General features: G+C 64.5%; 23 protein-coding genes. 19 read left to right on the forward strand and 4 right to left on the reverse strand.

Annotated elements, in window-relative coordinates:
* Positions 1-42: 42 nt before the first annotated feature.
* Positions 43-1,134, forward strand: coding sequence for a PfkB family carbohydrate kinase (locus tag KYK33_RS04925; protein ID WP_224432221.1), 1,092 nt, complete (start codon positions 43-45; stop codon positions 1,132-1,134).
* On the forward strand, positions 1,128-2,036 hold the full coding sequence (locus KYK33_RS04930; RefSeq protein ID WP_224432222.1) for a pseudouridine-5'-phosphate glycosidase: 909 nt from the start codon (positions 1,128-1,130) through the stop codon (positions 2,034-2,036). The genes KYK33_RS04925 and KYK33_RS04930 overlap by 7 nt, the downstream gene beginning before the upstream one ends.
* 158 nt (positions 2,037-2,194) lie before the next feature.
* Here the strand turns inward: KYK33_RS04930 and KYK33_RS04935 are convergent, their stop codons facing one another.
* The 3 genes from KYK33_RS04935 to KYK33_RS04945 all read right to left on the reverse strand — a co-directional run bounded on the left by KYK33_RS04935 (position 2,195) and on the right by KYK33_RS04945 (position 3,940).
* Positions 2,195-2,380 carry a hypothetical protein gene (locus tag KYK33_RS04935; protein ID WP_396021392.1) on the reverse strand — a complete coding sequence of 62 codons (186 nt, stop codon included), beginning with the start codon at positions 2,378-2,380 and terminating at the stop codon, positions 2,195-2,197.
* Between the two features lie 62 nt (positions 2,381-2,442).
* A complete protein-coding gene (locus tag KYK33_RS04940) occupies positions 2,443-3,525 on the reverse strand; it encodes a methyltransferase (protein WP_224432224.1) in 1,083 nt (360 codons plus the stop codon).
* 19 nt (positions 3,526-3,544) lie between these two features.
* Entirely contained in the window at positions 3,545-3,940 is a 396-nt protein-coding gene (locus tag KYK33_RS04945) for a hypothetical protein (RefSeq protein WP_224432225.1), read from the reverse strand.
* 51 nt (positions 3,941-3,991) lie between these two features.
* On the opposite strand from KYK33_RS04945, the gene KYK33_RS04950 reads away from it, so the two are divergent.
* The 17 genes from KYK33_RS04950 (at position 3,992) to KYK33_RS05030 (ending at position 19,616) form a co-directional block, all read left to right on the forward strand.
* Positions 3,992-4,225 carry a hypothetical protein gene (locus KYK33_RS04950; RefSeq protein WP_224432226.1) on the forward strand — a complete coding sequence of 78 codons (234 nt, stop codon included), beginning with the start codon at positions 3,992-3,994 and terminating at the stop codon, positions 4,223-4,225.
* Complete coding sequence (locus KYK33_RS04955) at positions 4,203-4,916, forward strand: beta-ketoacyl synthase chain length factor (RefSeq protein ID WP_224432227.1); 714 nt, start codon at positions 4,203-4,205, stop codon at positions 4,914-4,916. The genes KYK33_RS04950 and KYK33_RS04955 overlap by 23 nt, the downstream gene beginning before the upstream one ends.
* Positions 4,901-5,659 (forward strand): lysophospholipid acyltransferase family protein, encoded by a 759-nt coding sequence (locus KYK33_RS04960; RefSeq protein WP_224432228.1) that lies wholly within the window; start codon positions 4,901-4,903, stop codon positions 5,657-5,659. The genes KYK33_RS04955 and KYK33_RS04960 overlap by 16 nt, the downstream gene beginning before the upstream one ends.
* A gap of 17 nt (positions 5,660-5,676) precedes the next feature.
* Entirely contained in the window at positions 5,677-5,931 is a 255-nt protein-coding gene (locus KYK33_RS04965; protein ID WP_224432229.1) for a phosphopantetheine-binding protein, read from the forward strand.
* Positions 5,932-5,957: 26 nt separating this feature from the next.
* Positions 5,958-6,206 carry an acyl carrier protein gene (locus KYK33_RS04970; RefSeq protein WP_042040144.1) on the forward strand — a complete coding sequence of 83 codons (249 nt, stop codon included), beginning with the start codon at positions 5,958-5,960 and terminating at the stop codon, positions 6,204-6,206.
* The gene (locus KYK33_RS04975; RefSeq protein WP_224432230.1) at positions 6,199-6,786 is read left to right on the forward strand and encodes a COG4648 family protein; all 588 of its coding nucleotides are present in this window, start codon (positions 6,199-6,201) and stop codon (positions 6,784-6,786) included. Before KYK33_RS04970 ends, KYK33_RS04975 begins: the two co-directional genes overlap by 8 nt.
* Positions 6,786-8,594: an ApeI family dehydratase gene (locus KYK33_RS04980; RefSeq protein WP_224432231.1), complete on the forward strand. Its 1,809-nt coding sequence runs from the start codon at positions 6,786-6,788 to the stop codon at positions 8,592-8,594. The genes KYK33_RS04975 and KYK33_RS04980 overlap by 1 nt, the downstream gene beginning before the upstream one ends.
* On the forward strand, positions 8,591-10,276 hold the full coding sequence (locus KYK33_RS04985) for a glycosyltransferase family 2 protein (RefSeq protein ID WP_224432948.1): 1,686 nt from the start codon (positions 8,591-8,593) through the stop codon (positions 10,274-10,276). Before KYK33_RS04980 ends, KYK33_RS04985 begins: the two co-directional genes overlap by 4 nt.
* Positions 10,266-11,837, forward strand: a complete 1,572-nt coding sequence (locus KYK33_RS04990; RefSeq protein WP_042040147.1) for an HAL/PAL/TAL family ammonia-lyase — start codon at positions 10,266-10,268, stop codon at positions 11,835-11,837. Before KYK33_RS04985 ends, KYK33_RS04990 begins: the two co-directional genes overlap by 11 nt.
* Complete coding sequence (locus KYK33_RS04995) at positions 11,827-12,252, forward strand: acyl-CoA thioesterase (RefSeq protein ID WP_224432232.1); 426 nt, start codon at positions 11,827-11,829, stop codon at positions 12,250-12,252. Before KYK33_RS04990 ends, KYK33_RS04995 begins: the two co-directional genes overlap by 11 nt.
* Positions 12,249-12,860 (forward strand): LolA family protein, encoded by a 612-nt coding sequence (locus KYK33_RS05000; RefSeq protein WP_224432233.1) that lies wholly within the window; start codon positions 12,249-12,251, stop codon positions 12,858-12,860. Before KYK33_RS04995 ends, KYK33_RS05000 begins: the two co-directional genes overlap by 4 nt.
* Positions 12,850-15,192: an MMPL family transporter gene (locus KYK33_RS05005; protein ID WP_224432234.1), complete on the forward strand. Its 2,343-nt coding sequence runs from the start codon at positions 12,850-12,852 to the stop codon at positions 15,190-15,192. Before KYK33_RS05000 ends, KYK33_RS05005 begins: the two co-directional genes overlap by 11 nt.
* A gap of 49 nt (positions 15,193-15,241) precedes the next feature.
* Entirely contained in the window at positions 15,242-15,820 is a 579-nt protein-coding gene (locus KYK33_RS05010; protein ID WP_224432235.1) for a DUF3261 domain-containing protein, read from the forward strand.
* Positions 15,817-17,097: a beta-ketoacyl-[acyl-carrier-protein] synthase family protein gene (locus tag KYK33_RS05015; RefSeq protein WP_224432236.1), complete on the forward strand. Its 1,281-nt coding sequence runs from the start codon at positions 15,817-15,819 to the stop codon at positions 17,095-17,097. Before KYK33_RS05010 ends, KYK33_RS05015 begins: the two co-directional genes overlap by 4 nt.
* The gene (locus tag KYK33_RS05020) at positions 17,090-17,548 is read left to right on the forward strand and encodes an ApeP family dehydratase (RefSeq protein ID WP_042040152.1); all 459 of its coding nucleotides are present in this window, start codon (positions 17,090-17,092) and stop codon (positions 17,546-17,548) included. The genes KYK33_RS05015 and KYK33_RS05020 overlap by 8 nt, the downstream gene beginning before the upstream one ends.
* Positions 17,549-17,655: 107 nt before the next feature.
* Positions 17,656-18,381 (forward strand): 3-ketoacyl-ACP reductase FabG2, encoded by a 726-nt coding sequence (locus KYK33_RS05025; RefSeq protein WP_224432237.1) that lies wholly within the window; start codon positions 17,656-17,658, stop codon positions 18,379-18,381.
* The gene (locus KYK33_RS05030; RefSeq protein ID WP_224432238.1) at positions 18,378-19,616 is read left to right on the forward strand and encodes a beta-ketoacyl-ACP synthase; all 1,239 of its coding nucleotides are present in this window, start codon (positions 18,378-18,380) and stop codon (positions 19,614-19,616) included. The genes KYK33_RS05025 and KYK33_RS05030 overlap by 4 nt, the downstream gene beginning before the upstream one ends.
* A 60-nt stretch (positions 19,617-19,676) precedes the next feature.
* Here KYK33_RS05030 and mog read toward each other — a convergent pair whose 3' ends face one another.
* The gene (gene mog / locus KYK33_RS05035; RefSeq protein WP_042040156.1) at positions 19,677-20,207 is read right to left on the reverse strand and encodes a molybdopterin adenylyltransferase; all 531 of its coding nucleotides are present in this window, start codon (positions 20,205-20,207) and stop codon (positions 19,677-19,679) included.
* Positions 20,208-20,379: the final 172 nt, after the last annotated feature.

Below are 20,379 nucleotides of genomic sequence, written 5' to 3' on the forward strand. Positions count from 1 at the left end.
TCCTGCTAGCTTAAACAAAAGCCTAGATATGGATATTTGTCTATGACAGACCGTGAGCAAGAGATCCTCGCCCTGCTGCGCCAGGACCCCATGATCCCCCAGCAGGAGCTGGCGACCCAACTTGGCATCAGTCGCTCGGCGCTGGCCAGCCATGTCTCCAGCCTGACTCGGCAGGGGTTCGTGATGGGGCGCGGTTATGTGCTGCGCGAGGGGCCTTACGCCGTGGTGGTGGGGGGGGCCAACATGGATATCTGTGGCCAGAGCCAGGGAACCCTGCGCATGGGGGATTCCAACCCGGGCTCGGTGCGCACCTCGGCCGGCGGGGTGGGACGCAACATAGCCGAGAACCTGGCGCGGCTTGGCACGGATACCCGTCTGGTGACGGCGGTGGGCAACGATCAGCATGGCCATCAGTTGCTGGAGGTGAGCCAGCAGGCTGGTGTCGATGTGCGCCAGGCGCTGGTGCTCGACGGCAAAACCACCTCCTGCTACCTGAGCCTGCACGATGGCCTGGGGGAGATGAGCTGCGCCATCAATGCCATGGGCATCATCGACGAGCTGACCCCTGCCCGGTTGAGCCCCCTTGGCGGTTTTCTCGCTGCCGCCAGCGTGCTGGTGCTGGACACCAATCTCGCCACCAGCACCCTGGACTGGCTGTTCGACCGCCATGGGGAGCAGGTGCTCTTTGTCGATACCGTCTCCGTGGCCAAGGTGGAGAAGATCCGCCCCTGGCTCGGCCGCATCCATACCCTCAAGCCCAATCGCAGCGAGGCCGAACAGCTGTGCGGCTTCGCCATTGCAGGGCCCGATACCTGGCCCAGGGCGGCGCACTGGTTCCACAGCGCCGGGGTGCAGCGCCTGTTCCTGAGTCTGGGGGAGCAGGGCATTTTTTACAGCGACGGGGAGACGCAGGGTCACCTGCCCATCCTCGGTTGCCCGGTCAGCAATGTGACCGGCGGCGGTGATGCCTTCATGGCCGGCCTGGTCCATGGCTGGCTGGCCGGTAGCGACATGGCGCAAAGCACCCGCTTTGCCCTGGGTTGCGCCGCCCTCACCGTCGGTTGTCATGAAACTGTTTTTTCCGGCCTGTCCAAGGCCGCCGTTGAACGTGTTCTGGAGGAGTACCCATGTTGAACGCTTACCTCGATATCCAACCGGTCGTCGCTGCGGCCCTGGCCGCCGGCAAACCCGTCGTAGCCCTGGAGTCCACCATCATCTCCCACGGCATGCCCTATCCGCAGAATGTGGAGACGGCGCGCCAGGTCGAGCAGGTGGTGCGCGACAATGGCGCCGTGCCGGCCACCATTGCCATCATCGATGGCCGCCTCAAGGTGGGTCTGGATGCGGGGGCGCTGGAGGCGCTGGGCAAGGCCGGTCACGCCGCCACCAAGTGCAGCCGCCGCGACATCCCCTTCGTGCTGGCCAACAAGGGGCTGGGCGCCACCACGGTCGCCTCCACCATGATCATCGCCGCCATGGCGGGGATCCGGGTGTTCGCCACCGGCGGCATCGGCGGCGTGCACCGCGGCGCCCAGGAGAGCTTCGATATCTCGGCGGATCTGCAGGAGTTCGCCCAGACCCCGGTGGCCGTGGTCTGCGCCGGTGCCAAGTCGATACTCGACATCGGTCTGACCCTGGAGTACCTGGAGACCCAGGGGGTGCCGGTCATCGGCTATCAGACCGAGGAGCTGCCCGCCTTCTACACCCGGGAGAGCGGCTTCAAGGTGGATTACCGCCTCGACACCCCGGCGGCCATCGCCGAGGCGCTGCGTCTGAAGTGGGAGCTGGGGCTGGCCGGTGGCGCCGTGGTCACCAACCCCATCCCGACCGAGTTTGCCATGCCCAAGGCCGACATAGATGCGGCCATCAAGCAGGCGCTGCAGGAAGCGGACGAGCAGGGCGTCAAAGGCAAGGCATCCACCCCCTTCCTGCTGGCGCGGGTGTGCGAGCTGACCGGCGGCAACTCCCTGGCGGCGAACATCCAGCTGGTGCTGAACAACGCCGCCCTGGGGGCAAAGATTGCCGCCAGCTTGTAACTGTTGGCCCCTGTGACTCCCTGGCGGCTAATATCCAGCTGGTGCTGAACAACGCCGTTCTGGGGGCCCACATCGCCGCCAGCCTCTGAGTCGAGATCACCGCGCAATAACAAGAGGGCCCCGGGGCCCTCTTGTTATTGGTACGCGTTCAGACGAAATCAGTCGCTCAGCTCATCCCCGACCTGTTTGACCGCATCCCGGGTGCTGTGACCTATCTCACGGGTGACATCCCGGCTGGTGTGGCCAATCTCCCGGGTCACATGCTTGGTGGTGTGGCCTATGGTGCGGCCCGCCTCCTTGATATCGGCACAACCGGCCAGCACCAGGCCGGTGAGCAGCGCCATCAGGGATGAGTGACGCAGGGATAAATGACGCATGCCAACCTCCTCGTTAAGGGTTGAGGTCATTATTGTCCCTGAGGGAGCGGGCGGGCAACCAGCAGGGTGTGACCGGGGCCCGGGATCTCGTGCTCGGCCTCCACATGGAAACCGGCTTCCCGCAGGCACTGGTACATCTGCTTGGAGTGGTAGAAGCGACTGTTGCCGTTGGCGATGGCGGTGAAGTAGAGGGAGGTGGCATTGAGGCTGAAGCTGGCCGCCTCGAAGCTCTGCCTGTCCCAGAACAGCTCAAGGATGCAGACCCGGGCCCCGGGTTTCATGTGTTGGCGAATACGCTTGAGGATGGCGACTATCTGCTCGTGGCTGAAGCAGTCCAGGAACTGGCTCATCCACCAGACGTCCGCTTCACCGGGCAACGGGCCTTCGGCTTCGAGCATGTTGACGGCATGGCCGCTGACTCTGGCTGTCAGCCCGGCGGCCTCTATCCGGGGCTGGGCCAGGGCGAGCTGCTCGGGCAAGTCCAGTATTGTGACCTTGAGTCCGGGATCCCGGGCCGCGCAAGAGAGTGCCCACTTGCCGGTATTGCCGCCCACGTCATACAGGGTGCGCGGCTCATAGCCCAGCACATGGTCCTGAGCCTGCTGGAAGGCCCAGTCTGAGTAGAAGTGATCGAAGGCAAACCAGCTGGCCCGGGCTGGCTCCGGCAACTCGTCGAGGTGGGGATAGATGGTGGCCCAGTCGCGGTTGAACACCTTGAGCCCCTCGGGCTTGCCTTCCCGAATGGCATCGAGCAGGTGGGCGAGGGGTTGATAGCAGACGTGCTGGGTGAAGTCCATATTGACCCGGGTCATGGAGTCGTTTTGCAGGTATTTGCCCACTTTGCCGAGCACATAGCGCGCCCCGGCCAGATGGCAGATCCCGCCCCCCAACCCCATGTCGAGCAGCACACCGACGCCGTATTCACTGATCGCGCAGTGGCGGGCTATCTCGGCGGTGGTCGCGCCTTCTTTACCACGGCTCTCCAGGTAGGCGAGCACACCGGTTTCACGCAGGCACCAGCTCGCCTGGAACAACATGGGAGCGAAGGCGATGCGCTGCGCCTGGCTGATGGCGGCGAGGGCGTCATGTCCCTCGCTTTGGTAATGTTTCACAGGACTTGCCACTCCGGGGTTATTTATTATTGCTAGTGCGGGACAGCTCGATCTGGATGGCCTGGTTCAATCCCTGGATCCAGCGGTTATAACTGCGGTGTATGGCACCCTTGCCATCATCATCGAGATTGATGCTGCTGACATAATTGATGGCGTAGTCATGAGCGCTATAGGGAATATTGATCACCGCCTGATGTTGGCGCACATTCAATTGACCGCGAATAAGCCCTGGCTGCTCTTTTTTCATCACCCAGCCCTTGCTGAGACCACCATTGAGGATGGCGTTGCCGACCTGTTCTTGGGTCAGGGTGAAGTTCACCTGATTGGCCGGCAAATTATGCACCGGCTGACTGGTGGCGCAGGCGGCCAGCAGGGCGCAGCCGAGCAGCAAGGCGGATTTGGACATCATGTTCATTATTGTTCCCCGAGGTCGGTTTCTTATGAAGCGGGGCAATGAGACAACATAATGGCGTTATTTTCAATAAATATGACTGAAGACAAGGGCTTATATGGTTCGCATCTATTATTTACGGAAAATAATGCTATGATGGCCGCCGAATTAATGACAGGCATGAAACCAGCATTATTTCTCCATGTTTCCCGCCGGATGACAGCCGGCAATCTGATTAACCCAACTCATCAGCCATTGCGCCGCACCAGGACGGAAGCTCGTCATCATGTTCTCATTTTCACTCCTTGATGCGCAGGCGCTCTCCCCCGGGCTGAACCAGGTCAGTCAATGGCAACAGTGGGCGGAACAGGGCCTGTGGCCCGATGCTGCCCCGTTGCCACCGACTCCGTTGCTGCCCATGATGATGGCCCGTCGCCTCAGCGCCGGGGCCCGGCTCGCGGTGCAGCTCGGCCTGGAGATGCTCGGTCGCCACGAGATAGACAACGCCATCTTTGTCAGCCGCCACGGTGAGCTGGCCCGCTCTCTCACGCTGTTGCAAGGATTGGCGGCGGCGAACCCCCTCTCGCCCACGGATTTCTCCATGTCGGTGCACAACACCGCGGCCGGACTCTGCTCCATTCAGGGCAAGGCGGCGCTGCCCATGAGCTCGCTGGCGGCAGGGGAAGGGGGACTGATGGCGGGGCTGACCGAGGCGGTCGCCAACCTGCAGGCCGGTTACCGGCGGGTGCTGCTGGTGCTCTTCGAGGGGGATATCCCCGCCTTTCATCACCCCTGGATCCCGGCCACTCCCCCCTATGGGATCGCGCTGGTACTCGGGGATGAGGAGCAAGGCGAGCGCTGGCACTGCGAAGGGGCGAGGATTCATGGCCATGCTCCCGCGCTGGCCCAGCCCCTGGCATTCTGGCGCGCGCACTTGTTGCAGCAAACGACCTGCCTGCTGGGGGATGGACGTCAGGAGTGGTCATGGCGGCGCGGCTGAACCGGCTCTGGCGGCTGTTTGGCACCGCCCTTGGCTTCACCCTCTTTGGTTTGGGGGGGCTGCTGCTCAGTCTCTGCTGGTTCCCGCTGCTGGCGCTCTGCCTGCGCGGGGAACGGCGTCGCACCCTGGCCCAGGCCAGCATCAAGCAGAGTTTTCGACTGTTTATGTCACTGCTCAAGGGGCTGGGGGTACTGGATTACAGGGTGAGCGGCATGCCCCAGGATCTGCACGGGGCCTTGGTGGTCGCCAATCACCCCAGTCTGCTCGACTATGTGATGCTGGCCGCCGAGCTGCCGGTATGTGACTGCATCGTCAAGCAAGCCTTGTGGCATAATCCGTTTCTGGGGGGTGTGGTGCGTGCCGCCGATTACATTCCCAATGTGGAGGCCGAGCGGTTATTGCCGCTCTGTATGGCGCGGGTACACAGCGGCGGCCTGCTGCTGGTGTTTCCGGAAGGGACTCGCACCACCCCAGGCCAGCCACTGCACCTGCAACGGGGGGCGGCCCAGCTCGCACTGCGCAGTCAGGTGCCGCTGCAGCCGGTGCGCATTCACTGCAGTGAGCGCTTCCTCACCAAGCAGGACAAGTGGTTCAGGACACCGAAGCACAAGCCAAGCTTCACCCTGGAATTCCTGCCGCAGATCACTGCCGCAGAGGTGGTCGACAACGAACAGGGCAGCGCTCTGGCCGCCCGCCAGCTAACCCGATTTCTCACCAGGGTCCTGCAACCCGGGGCCCAATGACAGCGTATGGAACAGCAATGCAAGACCTGCAACTAGAGATAAAGCAACTCATTATCGACAGCCTCAATCTGGAAGGATTGACCCCGGACGACATCGACAGCCAGGCTCCCCTGTTTGGGGATGGTCTGGGCCTGGACTCCATCGATGCGCTCGAGCTCGGGCTCGCCATCAAGGGTCGCTACGGCATAGTGCTCTCCGCCGATGACGAGAATACCCGTCGTCACTTTGCCAGTGTCGCAGCCCTGGTTGCCTTGGTTCAGTCCCAAGCCTGAGCCCGTCCCTTTTCGGAGAAACGCAGATGAACAGAGACGAGATTTTTACCGAGATCAAGGCCACCCTGGTGAAGCTGTTCGAGGTGGATGAAGGGGAGATCACCCTGGACGCCCAGCTCTATCAGGATCTGGAACTCGACAGCATAGATGCCATCGATCTGGTGGTGCATCTGCAAAAACTGACCGGCAAGAAGATCAAGCCCGAAGAGTTCAAGACGGTGCGCAGCGTGGCCGATGTGGTCGACGCGGTCGAGCGCCTGCTGGCCGATGCCTGATCCCAAGGTCAGACCCGTGCTGCGACTGCTCTCCCTGCTGGCAGGGGGCTTGCTGCTGGCCTATCCCCTGGCCGTCTACTGGGGATTGACCCATTGGGGCGGCTCCGCCCTGCTCGCCATCTTGCTGGTCACCTTTGCCTTGCGGCTGCTGCCCGGTGTTTCCCCGGTGCGCGAGTGGCTGCTGCTCGGCCGCCTGCTCGCCGGTGTCGGCCTGCTGCTGACGGGATTGAGCGCCCTCTTCTCGGCCCAGCACTGGTTGCTCTATTACCCCCTGGCCGTCTCCCTGGCGCTGCTCTGCCTGTTTGGCTGGAGTCTGCGCCAGCCGATGACGCTGGTGGAGCGCCTCGCCCGCCTGACCGATCCCGACTTGCCGCCGGCGGGAGTGCGCTATACCCGCACCGTGACCCAGGTCTGGTGCGGCTTCTTCGTGGTCAATGGCGTGCTTGCCGCCGCCACCATCTGGCACGGAGACCTGGCGCTGTGGAGCCTCTACAACGGTCTCATCAGCTATCTGCTGATGGGGCTGTTAATGGGCGGGGAATATCTGGTGCGCCTGCGGGTCAAACGGAGTTTTGCCTGATGAGTCATGCAGCTGACTCTTTCGCGCCCTGCCAACGTCTGCTCGCCGCCATCTGGGAGCGGGCAGACGAGGAGGTGGTGGCGTTCGGCCCACAGGGTGAGAGCCTGTTCGGGGAGCTAAGAGGCGGCGCCGAGGCGTTGGCCAGCGTGCTGGCGGCCTCACCGGCAACGCGCTGGGCACTCTGCTTCGATGACAGCCTGCTGTTTGCCCAGGCCCTGCTGGCCTGCGCCCTGTCGGGTCGTGAGGTCGTGCTGCCCGGTCATCAGCGCCCGGCCGCCCTGACCGAACTCGGTGCGGGTTTCGACGGCATACTGACCGATAGCCAGCAGCTGGGGGAGGGGGGCGAGCATCTCTGGTTGCGTCTGCCCCTGACGGCTTCGCAGCATGGCAGTCCGGCGCCGCGCTGGGCCGCCCCCACCGGCTTGCAACTGACCCTGTTCACCTCGGGCTCGACCGGCGTGCCCAAGGCGATCCCCAAGGCCTGGCACCAGCTAGAGGCCGAGTTGCGAGTCTTGATTGCGCTCTGGGGGGAGAGGCTCGATGGCACACGTCTGCTGGCGAGCGTCAGCCATCAGCATATCTATGGCCTGCTGTTTCGCATCCTGCTGCCCCTGGTACTGGGTGTTCCCTTCGCCCGCACCCTGACTATCTATCCGGAGCAGCTCAAGGGGCAGCGAGGGCCCTGGGCCCTGATCGCCTCTCCCGCCTTTCTCAGTCGACTCGATCCTGAGCTCGGGGAGGGGGAGTGCCGCCTGATTGTCTCCTCCGGCGGTCCCCTGGCCCTGGCGGATGCACTCCGCAGCGCTCAGCTGTTTGGTCAGTTGCCCATCGAAGTATTTGGCAGCAGCGAGACCGGTGGCATCGCCTGGCGCCAGAGTCAGGCGCCCCATACCCCCTGGCAACCCATGCCGGGGATCCGGGCCCTGGTGGCGGCCGAGGATCGCTTGTTGCTGCACTCCCCCTTTCTGCCCGATGGCGAGCCGCTGCTCTGCGCCGATCGCATTCGATGGGAAGAGGCTGGCTTTCATCTGCTTGGGCGCGGGGATCGGCTCATCAAGATCGAAGAGAAGCGGATCTCCCTCGATGAGGTCGAGACCCGCTTGCAGGCCCTGCCCTGGGTGGAGGCCGCCGCCGTGCTGCCCCTGACGGTGGCGACCCGGCAAGCGCTCGGCGCCGTGCTGGTGTTGACCCCTGAGGGGCTGCGCCAGTGGCAGACACTGGGGCATGGGCGCTTCCTCATCGCCCTGCGCGAGCGGCTCAGACCCTGGCTCGAACCGGTGGCGCTGCCGCGCCGGGTGCGACTCCTGGCGACCTTGCCCCTGAGCAGTCAGGGCAAGCGCCCCTGGTCCGAGTTGAAAGCGCTATTTGATGAGCTGCCTGCGGACAAGATGGCGGGTGGCGGAGCCGGTCAGCCGATGAGAAAAGAGATGAACAACAACGACTCAGGGGCTGCCGCCATGCAAGCAGCTACCCTACCGACGCTGCTCGAGCAGACTCAGACCCAGGATGCGCTGGTGCTGCGGCTTCATCTTGACCCCGCGCTCCCCTGGTTCAGCGGCCATTTTCCGGGGGCGCCGCTGCTGCCCGGCGTGACGCAGGTGCACTGGGCCATCCACTATGGTCGGCAGTTGCTTGGCCTCTCTGGCACCTTTGGCGGCATGAGCCAGCTCAAGTTCCAGCGCCCCCTGCGCCCGGGTCAGCAGTGCAGCCTGCACCTGACTTGGCAGGCCGACAAGGGTCAGTTGTTATTCAGCTATCGACTCGCCGATGAGCTCGCCAGTAGTGGAAGAGTGCGGTTATGTCCCTGACCCCCTGCATCATTATCCCCTGCTACAACCACTCGGCTCCCCTGGCCGGGGTGCTGACCAGGCTGGCCCCCCTGGGGCTGCCCTGTCTGCTCATCGACGATGGCAGCGAGCCGGGCGCCGCCGCCCGTCTCGATGGCTTGGCGAGGGAGCATCAGGCCTGGGTGAGCCTGCTGCGTCATCCCCATAATCTGGGCAAGGGGGCCGCGGTGATGACCGGGCTCAAGGCCGCCTTCGAGCGCGGTTTTAGCCATGGAGTGCAGATAGACGCGGACGGTCAGCACGATCTCGCTGACGTGCCGCGGCTATTGCACGAGGCCGAGGCCCATCCCGAGGCGCTGATCTCGGGCCGCCCCCTCTATGACGACTCTGTGCCCAAGGGACGGCTCTATGGCCGCTATGTCACCCATGTCTGGGTCTGGATAGAGACGCTCTCCTTCACCCTCGAAGACAGCATGTGCGGCTTTCGGGTCTACCCCTTGGCGGCGAGTTGCGCCCTGTTTGACGAGGTGCGCCTCGGCGCGCGGATGGATTTTGACACCGAGATCATGGTGCGCCTCCACTGGCGCGGGGTGAAGAGTCGTTTCGTGGCGACCCGGGTCATCTATCCCGCCGATGGCAGCTCCCATTTTCGGCTCTGGCAAGACAATCTGGATATCTCCTGGATGCACACCCGGCTGGTGTGCCGCCTGCTCTGGGATCTGACCCGCCAGCTGCTGCGCTGGCCCGCTCGCCTCTGGCACCGGGGCAGGGCACACTGGTCGCGCACCCCGGAACGAGGCAGCCTGCTTGGCTTGCGGATCATGCTGGCCAGCTATCGGCTGCTGGGACGCAGGGGCTTCAAGGCGCTGCTCTATCCGGTCATCGGCTACTTCTGGTTGACCGGCCGCCGTCAGCGGGCGGCTTCGGAGCAGTATCTGGCCCGGCTAGAGGCGTTTGCTGCGGCCAACCACATTCCACTGCCTGCCGAGCCGAGATCCAGCTTTCGTCACTTGCTGCGCTTTGGCGAGGCGGCCCTGGACAAGCTGGCGGGCTGGCGCGGCGACATAGCCCCGGAGCAGGTCGAGCTGGTGGGGCGCGAACACCAGGAGGCTGCTCTTGCTTCGGGGCGTGGCCTGTTGCTGCTCGGCTCCCATCTCGGGGATCTCGAGCTGTGCCGGGCCCTTGGCACCCAGGCGGGCCAAGTGCGCATCAACGCCCTGGTGTTCACCCGCCATGCGGCCCGTTTCAATGCCCTGCTCAAGCAGATCAATCCAGGATCCGGGCTCAATCTCATCCAGGTGCAGGAGATGGGGGCCGACACCGCCATCTTGCTCAAGGAGAAGATAGAGGCGGGGGAGTGGGTGGTGATCGTCGGGGATCGCACCTCGGTCACCAGGGAGAAGCGGGTGGTCTGGGCCGATTTTCTCGGCGCCCCGGCCCCTTTTCCCCTTGGCCCCTTCGCCCTGGCCAGCGTGCTGGCCTGCCCCGTCTATCTGATGTTCGGCCTCAAGGAACAGGGTCGATTCCGGGTCCATTTCGAGCCCTTCGCAGAGCGGCTGTTGCTGCCGCGTAGCAATCGGGAGGCGGCGCTGCAGCACTGGGTGCAGGCCTATGCGGACAGGTTGCAACACCACTGCCTGCGAGCCCCTCTCGACTGGTTCAACTTCTTCGATTTTTGGCAGCTAACTCATGATGAACAGTGATACTCCTTCTCCCCAGGTCACCTTCGGCGCAGACAGGCTCACCATAGAGCAGGTAGTGGCCCTGGCCGAGGGGCGGGCCAGACCCGTACTCAATCCGGATCCCGCCTTTATGGCCCGTATCCAGCGCGGCGCCGATTTTCTCGATCGGCTGCTCGAGGATGAGGGGGTCATCTACGGGGTGACCACCGGCTATGGCGACTCCGTGACCCGGGCCGTGCCGCCCGCCCTGGTGGCCGAGCTGCCCCTGCACCTGACCCGTTTCCATGGCTGCGGCCTGGGGGCGGATCTGAGCCTGGAGGCTGGCCGCGCCGTGTTGGCGACCCGGCTCTGCTCCCTGACCCAGGGGGTCTCCGGGGTCAGCCCTGCGTTGCTGGAGCGGCTCTGTTGGTTGCTGGAGCAGGACTTAATCCCCCGTATTCCCGAAGAGGGGTCGGTCGGTGCCAGCGGCGATCTCACCCCGCTCTCCTACGTGGCCGCCGTGCTGGTGGGGGAGCGCGAACTCTATCGGAACGGAGAGTTGGCCGATACCGCCGATGTCTATGGTTCGCTCGGGGTCACGCCCCTGATCCTGAGGCCCAAGGAGGGGCTGGCGCTGATGAACGGCACCTCGGTGATGACGGCGCTGGCCTGTCTGGCCTATGCCCGCACCGAATACCTGATGAAGCTTGCCACCCGCATCACCGCCCTGGTCAGCGTCGCCATGGCCGGCAACGCTTTCCACTTCGATGAGCGGTTGTTCGCGGCCAAGCCTCACCCCGGCATGCAGGGCATCGCCGCCTGGCTGCGGGCCGACTTGCAGAGTGGCGAGCTGCCGCGCCACAGCGACCGGCTGCAAGATCGCTACTCCCTGCGCTGCGCCCCCCATGTCATCGGCGTGGTGGCCGACAGCCTGCCCTGGTGGCGTCAGCTCATCGAGAACGAGCTCAACAGCGCCAATGACAATCCGCTGATCGATGGCGACTTTGAGCATGTGATGCACGGCGGCCACTTCTATGGCGGCCACATCGCCATGGCCATGGATAGCATGAAGACGGCGGTGGCGAACCTGGCCGACCTGCTCGATCGCCAGCTGGCCCAGCTGGTGGACAGCAAGTTCAACGGTGGCCTGCCGAGCAACCTGTCGGGTGCCAGCGGCGAGCGACGCATGATCAATCACGGTTTCAAGGCGGTGCAGATCGGCGTCTCCGCCTGGACCGCCGAGGCCCTCAAGCTGACCATGCCCGCCAGCGTCTTCTCCCGCTCCACCGAGTGCCACAACCAGGACAAGGTGAGCATGGGCACCATAGCGGCGCGGGATGCCCTGCGGGTGCTGACCCTGAGTGAACAGGTTGGCGCCGCCTGCCTGCTGGCGGCGGTGCAGGGGGTCGAGCTGCGGTTGCTGGCCCAGGGCCGCACCCTCAGCGAGCTTGGCGCTGAGCTGCAGAGGATGGTGCTAGGGGTACGCGAACACCACCCGGCCCTGGTGGAAGACAGGCCCCTGGAGCAGGAACTCAGGGCACTGATCGCCCGTCTGCAGGCCCGTCATTACCCGCTCTATGAGGAGATCTCCCATGGGGAGTGAACCCTGGATGATTAGCCACAGCATCGAGATAGAGATACCGTTTCACGATGTGGACATGATGGCGGTGGCCTGGCATGGCCATTATGTGCGTTATATCGAGCTGGCCCGCTGCGCCCTGCTCGAGCGCATCGATTACAACTATCCCCAGATGGAGGCCTCCGGCTATGTCTGGCCCGTCATCGACTTGCGACTCAAGTACATGGCGCCCCTGCGCTTTGGTCAGAAGGTGCGAGTCGAGGCCCGACTCTGCGAGTATCAGAACCGGCTCAAAATCGAGTACGAGCTGTTCGACGCCGCCAGTGGCGTGCGTACCAGCAAGGGCTACAGCATTCAGGTGGCGGTGGACAAGGAGAGTGGCGAGATGTGCCTGGCCTCGCCCCGGGTGCTGCTCGACAAGCTGGGAGTGAGCGAATGAGGCGCTGGTTAAGCCTGGCGCTGCTGCTGACGACGGTGCTGAGCCCGTTACCTCTCCAGGCCGCGGCCATGACCCAGGCCGAGGTGCGTCAGTTGCTGAGCGAGCAGCCCGCTCAGCGCGCCCGGTTTGAGCAGGAGAAACAGGTGGCAGGCTTAAGCCAGCCCCTGCGGGCCAGCGGCGAGCTGCTACTGGTACGGGGCAAGGGGCTCTGGTGGCATCAGCAGGCGCCCTTTGATCTCGCCCTCAGCCTCACCGACCAGCGCATGAGCCAGCGGGTGGGTCAGGGGCGGGCCGAGGTGATCGACAACCCCCAGCTGCTCGAATTCAGCAAGATGCTGCTGGCGCTGTTTGGTTCGGACGAGCAGGCGCTGGCCCGCTATTTTGACCTCGATTTTCAGTCCGGCGAGCAGGGGTGGGCCCTGACCCTGACGCCGCTGGCGTCGCCCCTTGACAAGGTATTTGCCAAGCTCACCCTGAGTGGTCGCGAGCAGTTGGATAAGCTGTCGATCGCAGACAGACAAGGGGATGAGACCCGCATCCACTTCTCCCGCTGGCAGGCAGTGACGCTGCCACTTCCCCCCGAGCAAGAGGCCTATTTTGCCCGATAAAGCGCCCATAGTCCCATCGCAGCCGACCCTTGGCATCGGCGAGGCCAGCTGGCGCAAGCTTGCCCTGGGCTGGTTGCTGCTCTGCCTGCTGGCGTTGGCGCTGCTCGGCTATCTGCTGCCCCACAGTCGCATCAACACCAGCCTGATGGATCTGCTGCCCCAAAGTGAGCGTTCCGCCCTGGATCCGGCTCTGCAGCAGGGGTTGCTGCGCCAGCTCGATGGTCAGCTGGTCTGGATGCTGAGCCTGCCGGCGGGCCAGGATGGCCGCGCCGCGGCAGAGGCCTGGGCCGAGTCTCTCGCACGGCTGCCTGAGCTCAGTAGCGTTCGCGGTGCCCAGCCTGAGCTGACGGGAGCCTGGCAAGGGTATCTGCATGACTACGCCTGGCAGCGGCTCGATGAGCGCAGCCGTGTCAGGTTGGCGGCTGGCCCAGAGGCGTGGAGCCAGTGGGTACTCGGCCAGATCTACAGCCCCTTTGGCGGCGTCTCCCGCGCCGAGTGGCAATCCGATCCCCTGCTGCTGACCCGGGCCGGGGTACAGGGCCAGGCAGCCACGCCGCTGCGCCTCGACCATGACTGGCTGGTGAGCCAGGATGAGACGGGACGGCGCTGGTATATGCTGCGGGCCGAGCTGGATCGCTCCGCCTTCGATCTCGCCCGCAACGGCGCCCTGCTCGGCCGACTCGACGAGGCCGAGCAGGCCCTCAAGGCGCACTATCCGGGGGTCGAGCTGCTGCGTCGTGGCACGCTGTTTTATAGCCAGCATGCCAGCAACCTGGCTCAGGCGGATATCTCCACCATAGGGCTGGGCTCGCTGATTGGGGTGGTGCTGCTCATCTGGGGGGTGTTCCGCTCGGCCCGTGCGCTCTGGCTTGCCCTGCTGCCCATCCTCATCGGTCTGGGCTGGGGGCTCTTGGCCGTGCTGCTCTGGTTTGGCGAAGTGCACCTCTTTACCCTGGTGATCAGCACCAGCCTCATCGGCATCGCCATCGACTATGGCCTGCATTTTCTGAGCGAGCGGCGTCTGCATGGGGGTGAGGAGAGCCCCCATCAGACGAGGATCCGGCTGCTGCCCAGCCTCTGGCTGGCGCTGCTCACCACCCTGATCGGCTATGGCCTGCTCTGGTTGGCGCCCTTCCCCGGTTTGCAACAGCTCGCGCTGTGCGCCCTGGTCGGACTGTTCGCCGCCTTCATCACAGTGATCTGCCTCTTCCCGCTCTGGCTGGGCCCCCTGCCGCAGGGAGAGCCCAGGGGGTTGGTGTGGCTAAGTGGCTGGCTCAATCTGTGGCGCGAGCGACGCGGCTTGCGCTGGGGCCTGCCGCTGACGTGCCTGTTGCTGGTGGTCGCGGGTCTGAGCCGGTTGCAGATCGATGATGATATCGGCCGTCTGCAACCGCTGCCCGCTGAGCTGCAAGCCCAGGAGCAGCAGATCCAGCACCTCATTGGCCAGCAGGGGGGCATGGCGGGTTTCCTGGTGACGGGGAACGATGGGGAGGCGGCCTTGCAACGGCTGGAGGCCCTGACCCGGACGCTTGCCTTGGCCAAGGCCCAGGGGCAACTGACCGGATTCGTCTCGCTGGCGCAGTGGCTGCCATCCCTCGCGCAGCAAAGGGCGGATCACGACGCCCTTGGCAAGCTCCTGCCCGAGGTAGTGGCAGGGCTCAACCAGGCCGGCGTGCCGGTCAAGGGCGTCGCCAGACCCTGGCAACCACTGACGCCCGCGCTGTGGCTGGCCAGCCCGGTCAGCGAGGGGAGCCGCCTGCTCTGGCACGGCATGGCCGATGGCCGGGTCGCCATCTGGCTGCCGATCTCAGGGGTGAGCGCGCCGACGGCCATGGCGAACCTGGCGGCAAACCAGTCCGGCGTCTATTGGCAGGATCAGCGGGCGCAATGGAGCCAGCTGTTCGCCCACTATCGTATCAAGCTGGCCGAGCTGCTGGGAGTGGCCATGGGACTGGTCGCCCTGTTGCTCGGCTGGCGGCTGGGTTGGCGCAAGGGGGGGCGAGTCCTGCTGGTCAACGTCCTGGCCCTGGGGGCGGGCCTGGCCCTGCTTGCCGCCTGTGGTCAGCCGCTCACCCTGTTTGGTGTCCTGGCCCTGAGTCTCATCTTTGGCATCGGCATCGACTACGGGCTCTTTTTTGCCCACAGTGGCGTCGATCCCCACCGGCAGCGCTCGACCCTGCTTGCCATCTTGCTGGCCAACCTGACCACCCAGCTGGCATTCGGGCTATTGGCCCTGAGTCACACTCCGGCCATTGCGGGTTTTGGTCTGGTGCTGAGCGGCGGTATCTTTACCGCTTTCCTCCTGTCGCCGCTGGTGCTGGACCGGAGATGATCCCATGATCCACCCCTTTTTGGCCCACCCCAGACGCCCGGGACACAAGATGAAGTCGCTTCTGCCTCTCTGTTTATGCGCCAGCTTGCTGAGCGCCTGTGCCAATGCGCCGACCGCGGTGCCGGATAATCGCGCTTTCCTGACCCAGGAGACCCGTCTGGTGTTGCCGGCGCCGACCCTGGCTCAGCCGCTCTATCGCCAACAGTTGCTGAGTGCCAGGACCCAGAGGGGGGGACATCAGCTGCTGACGGTGTTGGAGGCCGATGGCCGCCAGCTCACCCTGGTGGGGTTGACCCCGAGCGGGATCCGGCTGTTTCGCGTGAGTTATGACGGTGAGGCGATTCGCACCGAGCAACTCTCCAGCCTGCTGGGAGGCACGACCCTGCCCCCGGTGGCTCAGGTATTGGCCGATGTCATGCTCAGCTACTGGCCCATTCAATCCTGGCAGCCGCAACTGCCCAGGGGTTGGCAGCTCAAGGACGAGGGCATGGTGCGGCGCCTGCGAGACCCCAAGGGCACGCTGGTGAGCGAGATCTTCTATCAAGATATCGCCGGAGAGCGAGAACCTGTGCGTCTGGTGCAGCATGCCTTCGATTACCAGTTGCAGATGGAGAAGCTGGCCCCATGACCCAGGCAATGAACCCTATCTCCCCCTGCTATATCCAGGCTTACGGCCTGATCTGTGCCCTGGGGGAGGGCAAGGCGGCGGTGAGCACGGCCCTGACCGCCTGGCAGGTGGAGGGCATCAGCCCCCTCGACACTGAACAGCAAGCCCTGAGTGATGGCCGACTCACCCCTGTGGGCCGGGTGAGGGGGGCGCTGCCTCCCGTCCCTGACACACTGGCGGCCTATGACTCTCGCAACAATCGACTGCTGCTGGCGGCCCTGGCCCAGATCCGGCCCAGTGTCGATGCGCTGGTGACCCGACTGGGGGCGGATCGCATCGCCATCGTACTGGGTACCAGCACGGCGGGGATTGCCGAGGCGGAGCTGGCGGTGGCGGCCAGGGAGCGGGGGGCGTCATTGCCAGCTGCATTTGACTATCGCCAGCAGGAACTGGGTTCGCCGAGTGAGTTTCTGGCACGCCAGCTGGCCCTGACGGGGCCGGCTTACACCCTTTCGACCGCCTGTTCATCCAGTGCCCGCGCCTTTATCAGCGGCCAGCGGCTGCTGGCGGCCGGGCTGGCCGACGCGGTGATCGTCGGCGGGGCCGACAGCTTGTGCGGCTTGACCCTCAATGGTTTTGACAGCCTGGAGTCCCTGAGTCTGGCGCGCTGCCGCCCCTTCGCCGCGGATAGACGCGGCATCAACATCGGCGAGGGGGCCGCCCTCTTTTTGCTGAGCCAGGCCCCGGCGCCGCTGGCGTTGCTGGGGGCGGGGGAATCCTCCGATGCCTGGCATATCTCGGCCCCTCATCCGGAAGGGGTGGGGGCCGAGGCGGCCATGCGCATGGCCCTGCAGCAGGGGGGGGTGGAGGCCAGGGCGCTCGACTACATCAACCTGCATGGCACCGCGACCCGACTCAACGATGAGATGGAGAGCCGCGCCCTGGCCCGGTTATTCGGAGGCGATGAGACGGCCCCCTGCAGCTCCAGCAAGATGCTGACCGGTCATTGTCTGGGGGCGGCGGGCGCCATAGAGGCGGCGCTCTGCTGCCTGTTGATGGAGCTAGGGTTGCCAGCTCCCGGGCAGGGATGTGTGCAGGATGCGGCCCTGGCCCAGATTGAACTCATGCAGGGACGCGGGTCTGCTCTCGCCGGTGAGCCCCTCGCCCTGACACTGTCGAACTCCTTCGCCTTTGGTGGCAATAACGTCAGTCTGCTGCTGGGTCGCCGGGACGTGGCAGGCTCCGCCGAGGGGACTGCGCCCCTTGCGGCACAAGAGATGAATACCGACCATGAATGAGATAACCATCGCCGAGCTGTTGCCCCATCAGGCCCCCATGCTGCTGCTCGATAGTCTGCTCGATTACCAGGGGACGCGGGTGCGCTGCGAGACCCGGGTGGGGGATCGCCACCGCCTGCTGCTCGATGAGCAGGGGAGCCTGCCCGCCTGGGTCGGCCTGGAGCTGATGGCCCAGACCATAGCCGCCTGGGCCGGGATGCGGGGGCGCGAGCGGGGCGAGCCGGTGCGCATCGGCATGCTGCTCGGCAGTCGCCAGTATCAGAGCCAGCTGCCCGCCTTCGCGGCCGGGGAGCGGCTCGTCATCGAGGCCGAATGCCTGCTGGAAGATGGTGGCATGGCCAGTTTCGAGTGCCGGATCTTGCGCGGCGATAGGCTCTGCGCCGAGGCGCGGCTCAGCACCTATCTGCCCAGTGATAGCGAACTGGCCAATATCTTACCGCTTGACCGATAGCGCCGGGCTGGCCAGGGGGCTGGCTCGGCGGGCAACAGAGTGCCGCCGAGGGGCGCTCTGGGTGCCTGAGACCCCATTATCTGAATTTGTTAGGGAAGGATTGATTTATGAGTTCCACCGTATTGGTGACGGGTGCCAGCAAGGGCATAGGCCGTGCCATCGCCCTGCAGCTGGCCAGGGATGGCTTCCACATCGTGGTGCACTATCACAGTGACCGTTCGGGTGCCGAGGCAACCCTGGCCGAGCTCGTGGCGGCGGGGGGCCAGGGGCGACTGATCCAGTTCGATATCTCGAACCGGGAGGAGTGCCGCAGCCGGCTCGAGTCGGACATCGAGACCCATGGCGCCTATTACGGCGTGGTCAGCAATGCCGGTGTCATCCGCGACGGTGCCTTCCCGGCCCTGACCGATGAGGATTGGGATGGGGTAGTGCACACCAATCTGGATGGTTTCTACAACCTGCTCAAGCCCTGCATCATGCCGATGATTGGGCTGCGGCGGGGGGGGCGCATCGTCACCCTCTCCTCTGTCTCAGGCATCATGGGCAACAGGGGCCAGGTCAACTACAGCGCGGCCAAGGCGGGCATCATAGGGGCCAGCAAGGCCCTGGCCCTGGAGCTGGCCAAACGCAAGATCACGGTCAACTGCGTGGCCCCCGGGCTCATCGACACCGGCATGGTCAATGCCGAGGTGGAGGCCGAGGCGATGAAGATGATCCCGCTCAAGCGCATGGGCCAGGCAGATGAAGTGGCGGGGCTGGTCTCCTACCTGATGTCGGACATAGCGGCTTATGTCACCCGTCAGGTGATCTCCATCAACGGGGGCCTGATATGAGCGCGAACAGCAGGCGGGTCGTGGTCACCGGCATGGCCGGGGTGACCGCCTTTGGCAACGACTGGCAGAGCGTGGGGCCCCGCCTCAAGGCCGAGCGCAATGGAGTGTGCCAGATGCCGGAGTGGGCGGTCTATGAGGGGCTCAATACCCGGTTGGCCGCCCCCATCCCAGACTTTGTGCTGCCGAGCCACTATACCCGCAAGCAGACCCGCGCCATGGGCCGGGTCTCACAGCTCTCCACGGTGGCGACCGAGCTTGCCCTGATCCGCGCCGGCCTGATTGGCCATCCGGTTCTCACCGGTGGACGCACCGGCATCGCCTATGGCTCCTCCACGGGCAGCACCGCGCCCATCAGCGCCTTCGGCGCCATGCTCAACGACAAGACCACCGCCAGCATCACGGCCACCACCTATGTGCAGATGATGCCCCACACGGCGGCGGTCAATACCGGCCTCTTCTTCGGTCTGCGAGGCCGGGTCATTCCCACCTCGAGCGCCTGCACCTCCGGCAGCCAGGGCATTGGTTATGCCTATGAGGCGATCAAGCATGGCTATCAGGATCTGATGGTGGCGGGGGGCGCCGAGGAGCTCTGCCCCTCCGAGGCGGTGGTGTTTGACACCCTGTTTGCGACCAGCTTGCAAAATGAGACCCCGCAGCTGAGCCCCAGGCCCTTCGACAGGGAGCGCGATGGGCTGGTGATCGGGGAGGGGGCAGGCACCCTTATTCTGGAGGAGCTGGAGCATGCCCTGGCCCGGGGCGCGACCATACTCGCCGAGTTGGTGGGCTTTGCCACCAACTGCGATGCGGCCCATGTCACCCAGCCCCAGAGAGAGACCATGCAGCTCTGCATGGAGATGGCCCTGAATGATGCCGGTTTGCAGGCTGGGGATATTGGCTATATCAGTGCTCACGGCACGGCGACCGAGCGCGGCGATATTGCCGAAAGCCATGCCACTGGTGCTATTTTCGGGGACAAGACCCCCATCTCCTCATTGAAAAGCTACTTTGGTCACACCCTGGGGGCCTGCGGCGCCATCGAGGCCTGGCTCTCTCTGGAGATGATGAATGAGGGCTGGTTCTCTCCCACCCTCAACCTGAGCGAGCCGGATCCCGCCTGCGCCCCGCTGGACCATATCCGCAGCGGTGGCCGGGTGCTGGATGTGGCGTATCTGATGTCCAACAACTTCGCCTTTGGCGGCATCAATACCTCGCTCATCTTCAAGCGCTGGCCGTGACCATCAAGATGATAAAAGAGGCGCCCCTGGGCGCCTCTTTTTATGGGGGATGAGCTTCGCTTACTGCTTGGGGCGAAAAGGCTTGATGACGCTCTCATCGCACTCGAGATAGGGGCCGTCCATCAGATCGATGCAGTAGGGAATGGCGGGGAAGACCGCATCCAGGCACTCGCGAATGGATTTTGGTTTGCCTGGCAGGTTGACGATAAGGGTGCTGCCCCGCAGCCCCGCGGTCTGGCGCGACAGTATGGCGGTCGGGACGAACTTGAGGGACTCGGCGCGCATCAGTTCACCGAAGCCCGGCATCATGCGATCGCACACCGCTTCGGTCGCCTCCGGGGTGACATCCCGCTTGGCAGGGCCTGTGCCCCCCGTGGTGACGATGAGGCAGCACTGCATGTCATCCGCCAGTTGAGCCAGACACGCCTCAATCTGGGGTTGCTCGTCCGGGATCAGGCGGTAGACGGCTTCCCACTCAGAGCTCAGATAGCAGCCGAGCGTGTCCATGATGGCCTTGCCGGAGAGATCCTCGTAGATGCCTGCACTGGCCCTGTCACTGACGGTGACGATGCCGATCTTTGCCTTATTCATACGACCCCTTGTCTGTCGCGGTGGATAGGAAAATAAAATAGCATAATCAGATAGATATGTTAAATGCTGGCCTTGATGCCCGAGGTGTCGCCGGCTTGATCCGGCTCTTGGCATACGGCTTGAAAATACATTTTCAGGCCGGAAGTCAGTAATGGGAATAATGGTGCTGCCC

It is taken from the genome of Aeromonas rivuli (assembly GCF_020149575.1).
Classification (GTDB): domain Bacteria; phylum Pseudomonadota; class Gammaproteobacteria; order Enterobacterales; family Aeromonadaceae; genus Aeromonas; species Aeromonas rivuli.

Excerpts from the sequence above, each read along its gene's own strand:
- KYK33_RS04955 (WP_224432227.1), top strand. The coding sequence starts at position 4,203 with ATGTTCTCATTTTCACTCCTTGATGCGCAGGCGCTCTCCCCCGGGCTG.
- KYK33_RS05030 (WP_224432238.1), top strand. The coding sequence starts at position 18,378 with ATGAGCGCGAACAGCAGGCGGGTCGTGGTCACCGGCATGGCCGGGGTG.
- KYK33_RS05015 (WP_224432236.1), top strand. The coding sequence starts at position 15,817 with ATGACCCAGGCAATGAACCCTATCTCCCCCTGCTATATCCAGGCTTAC.
- KYK33_RS04990 (WP_042040147.1), top strand. The coding sequence starts at position 10,266 with ATGAACAGTGATACTCCTTCTCCCCAGGTCACCTTCGGCGCAGACAGG.
- KYK33_RS05010 (WP_224432235.1), top strand. The coding sequence starts at position 15,242 with ATGAAGTCGCTTCTGCCTCTCTGTTTATGCGCCAGCTTGCTGAGCGCC.
- KYK33_RS04980 (WP_224432231.1), top strand. The coding sequence starts at position 6,786 with ATGAGTCATGCAGCTGACTCTTTCGCGCCCTGCCAACGTCTGCTCGCC.
- KYK33_RS04935 (WP_396021392.1), bottom strand. The coding sequence starts at position 2,380 with ATGGCGCTGCTCACCGGCCTGGTGCTGGCCGGTTGTGCCGATATCAAG.
- KYK33_RS04960 (WP_224432228.1), top strand. The coding sequence starts at position 4,901 with ATGGCGGCGCGGCTGAACCGGCTCTGGCGGCTGTTTGGCACCGCCCTT.
- KYK33_RS04925 (WP_224432221.1), top strand. The coding sequence starts at position 43 with ATGACAGACCGTGAGCAAGAGATCCTCGCCCTGCTGCGCCAGGACCCC.
- KYK33_RS04970 (WP_042040144.1), top strand. The coding sequence starts at position 5,958 with ATGAACAGAGACGAGATTTTTACCGAGATCAAGGCCACCCTGGTGAAG.
- KYK33_RS04930 (WP_224432222.1), top strand. The coding sequence starts at position 1,128 with ATGTTGAACGCTTACCTCGATATCCAACCGGTCGTCGCTGCGGCCCTG.
- KYK33_RS05020 (WP_042040152.1), top strand. The coding sequence starts at position 17,090 with ATGAATGAGATAACCATCGCCGAGCTGTTGCCCCATCAGGCCCCCATG.
- KYK33_RS04965 (WP_224432229.1), top strand. The coding sequence starts at position 5,677 with ATGCAAGACCTGCAACTAGAGATAAAGCAACTCATTATCGACAGCCTC.
- KYK33_RS05000 (WP_224432233.1), top strand. The coding sequence starts at position 12,249 with ATGAGGCGCTGGTTAAGCCTGGCGCTGCTGCTGACGACGGTGCTGAGC.
- KYK33_RS04975 (WP_224432230.1), top strand. The coding sequence starts at position 6,199 with ATGCCTGATCCCAAGGTCAGACCCGTGCTGCGACTGCTCTCCCTGCTG.
- mog (WP_042040156.1), bottom strand. The coding sequence starts at position 20,207 with ATGAATAAGGCAAAGATCGGCATCGTCACCGTCAGTGACAGGGCCAGT.
- KYK33_RS04950 (WP_224432226.1), top strand. The coding sequence starts at position 3,992 with ATGGCGTTATTTTCAATAAATATGACTGAAGACAAGGGCTTATATGGT.
- KYK33_RS04945 (WP_224432225.1), bottom strand. The coding sequence starts at position 3,940 with ATGAACATGATGTCCAAATCCGCCTTGCTGCTCGGCTGCGCCCTGCTG.
- KYK33_RS04995 (WP_224432232.1), top strand. The coding sequence starts at position 11,827 with ATGGGGAGTGAACCCTGGATGATTAGCCACAGCATCGAGATAGAGATA.
- KYK33_RS05025 (WP_224432237.1), top strand. The coding sequence starts at position 17,656 with ATGAGTTCCACCGTATTGGTGACGGGTGCCAGCAAGGGCATAGGCCGT.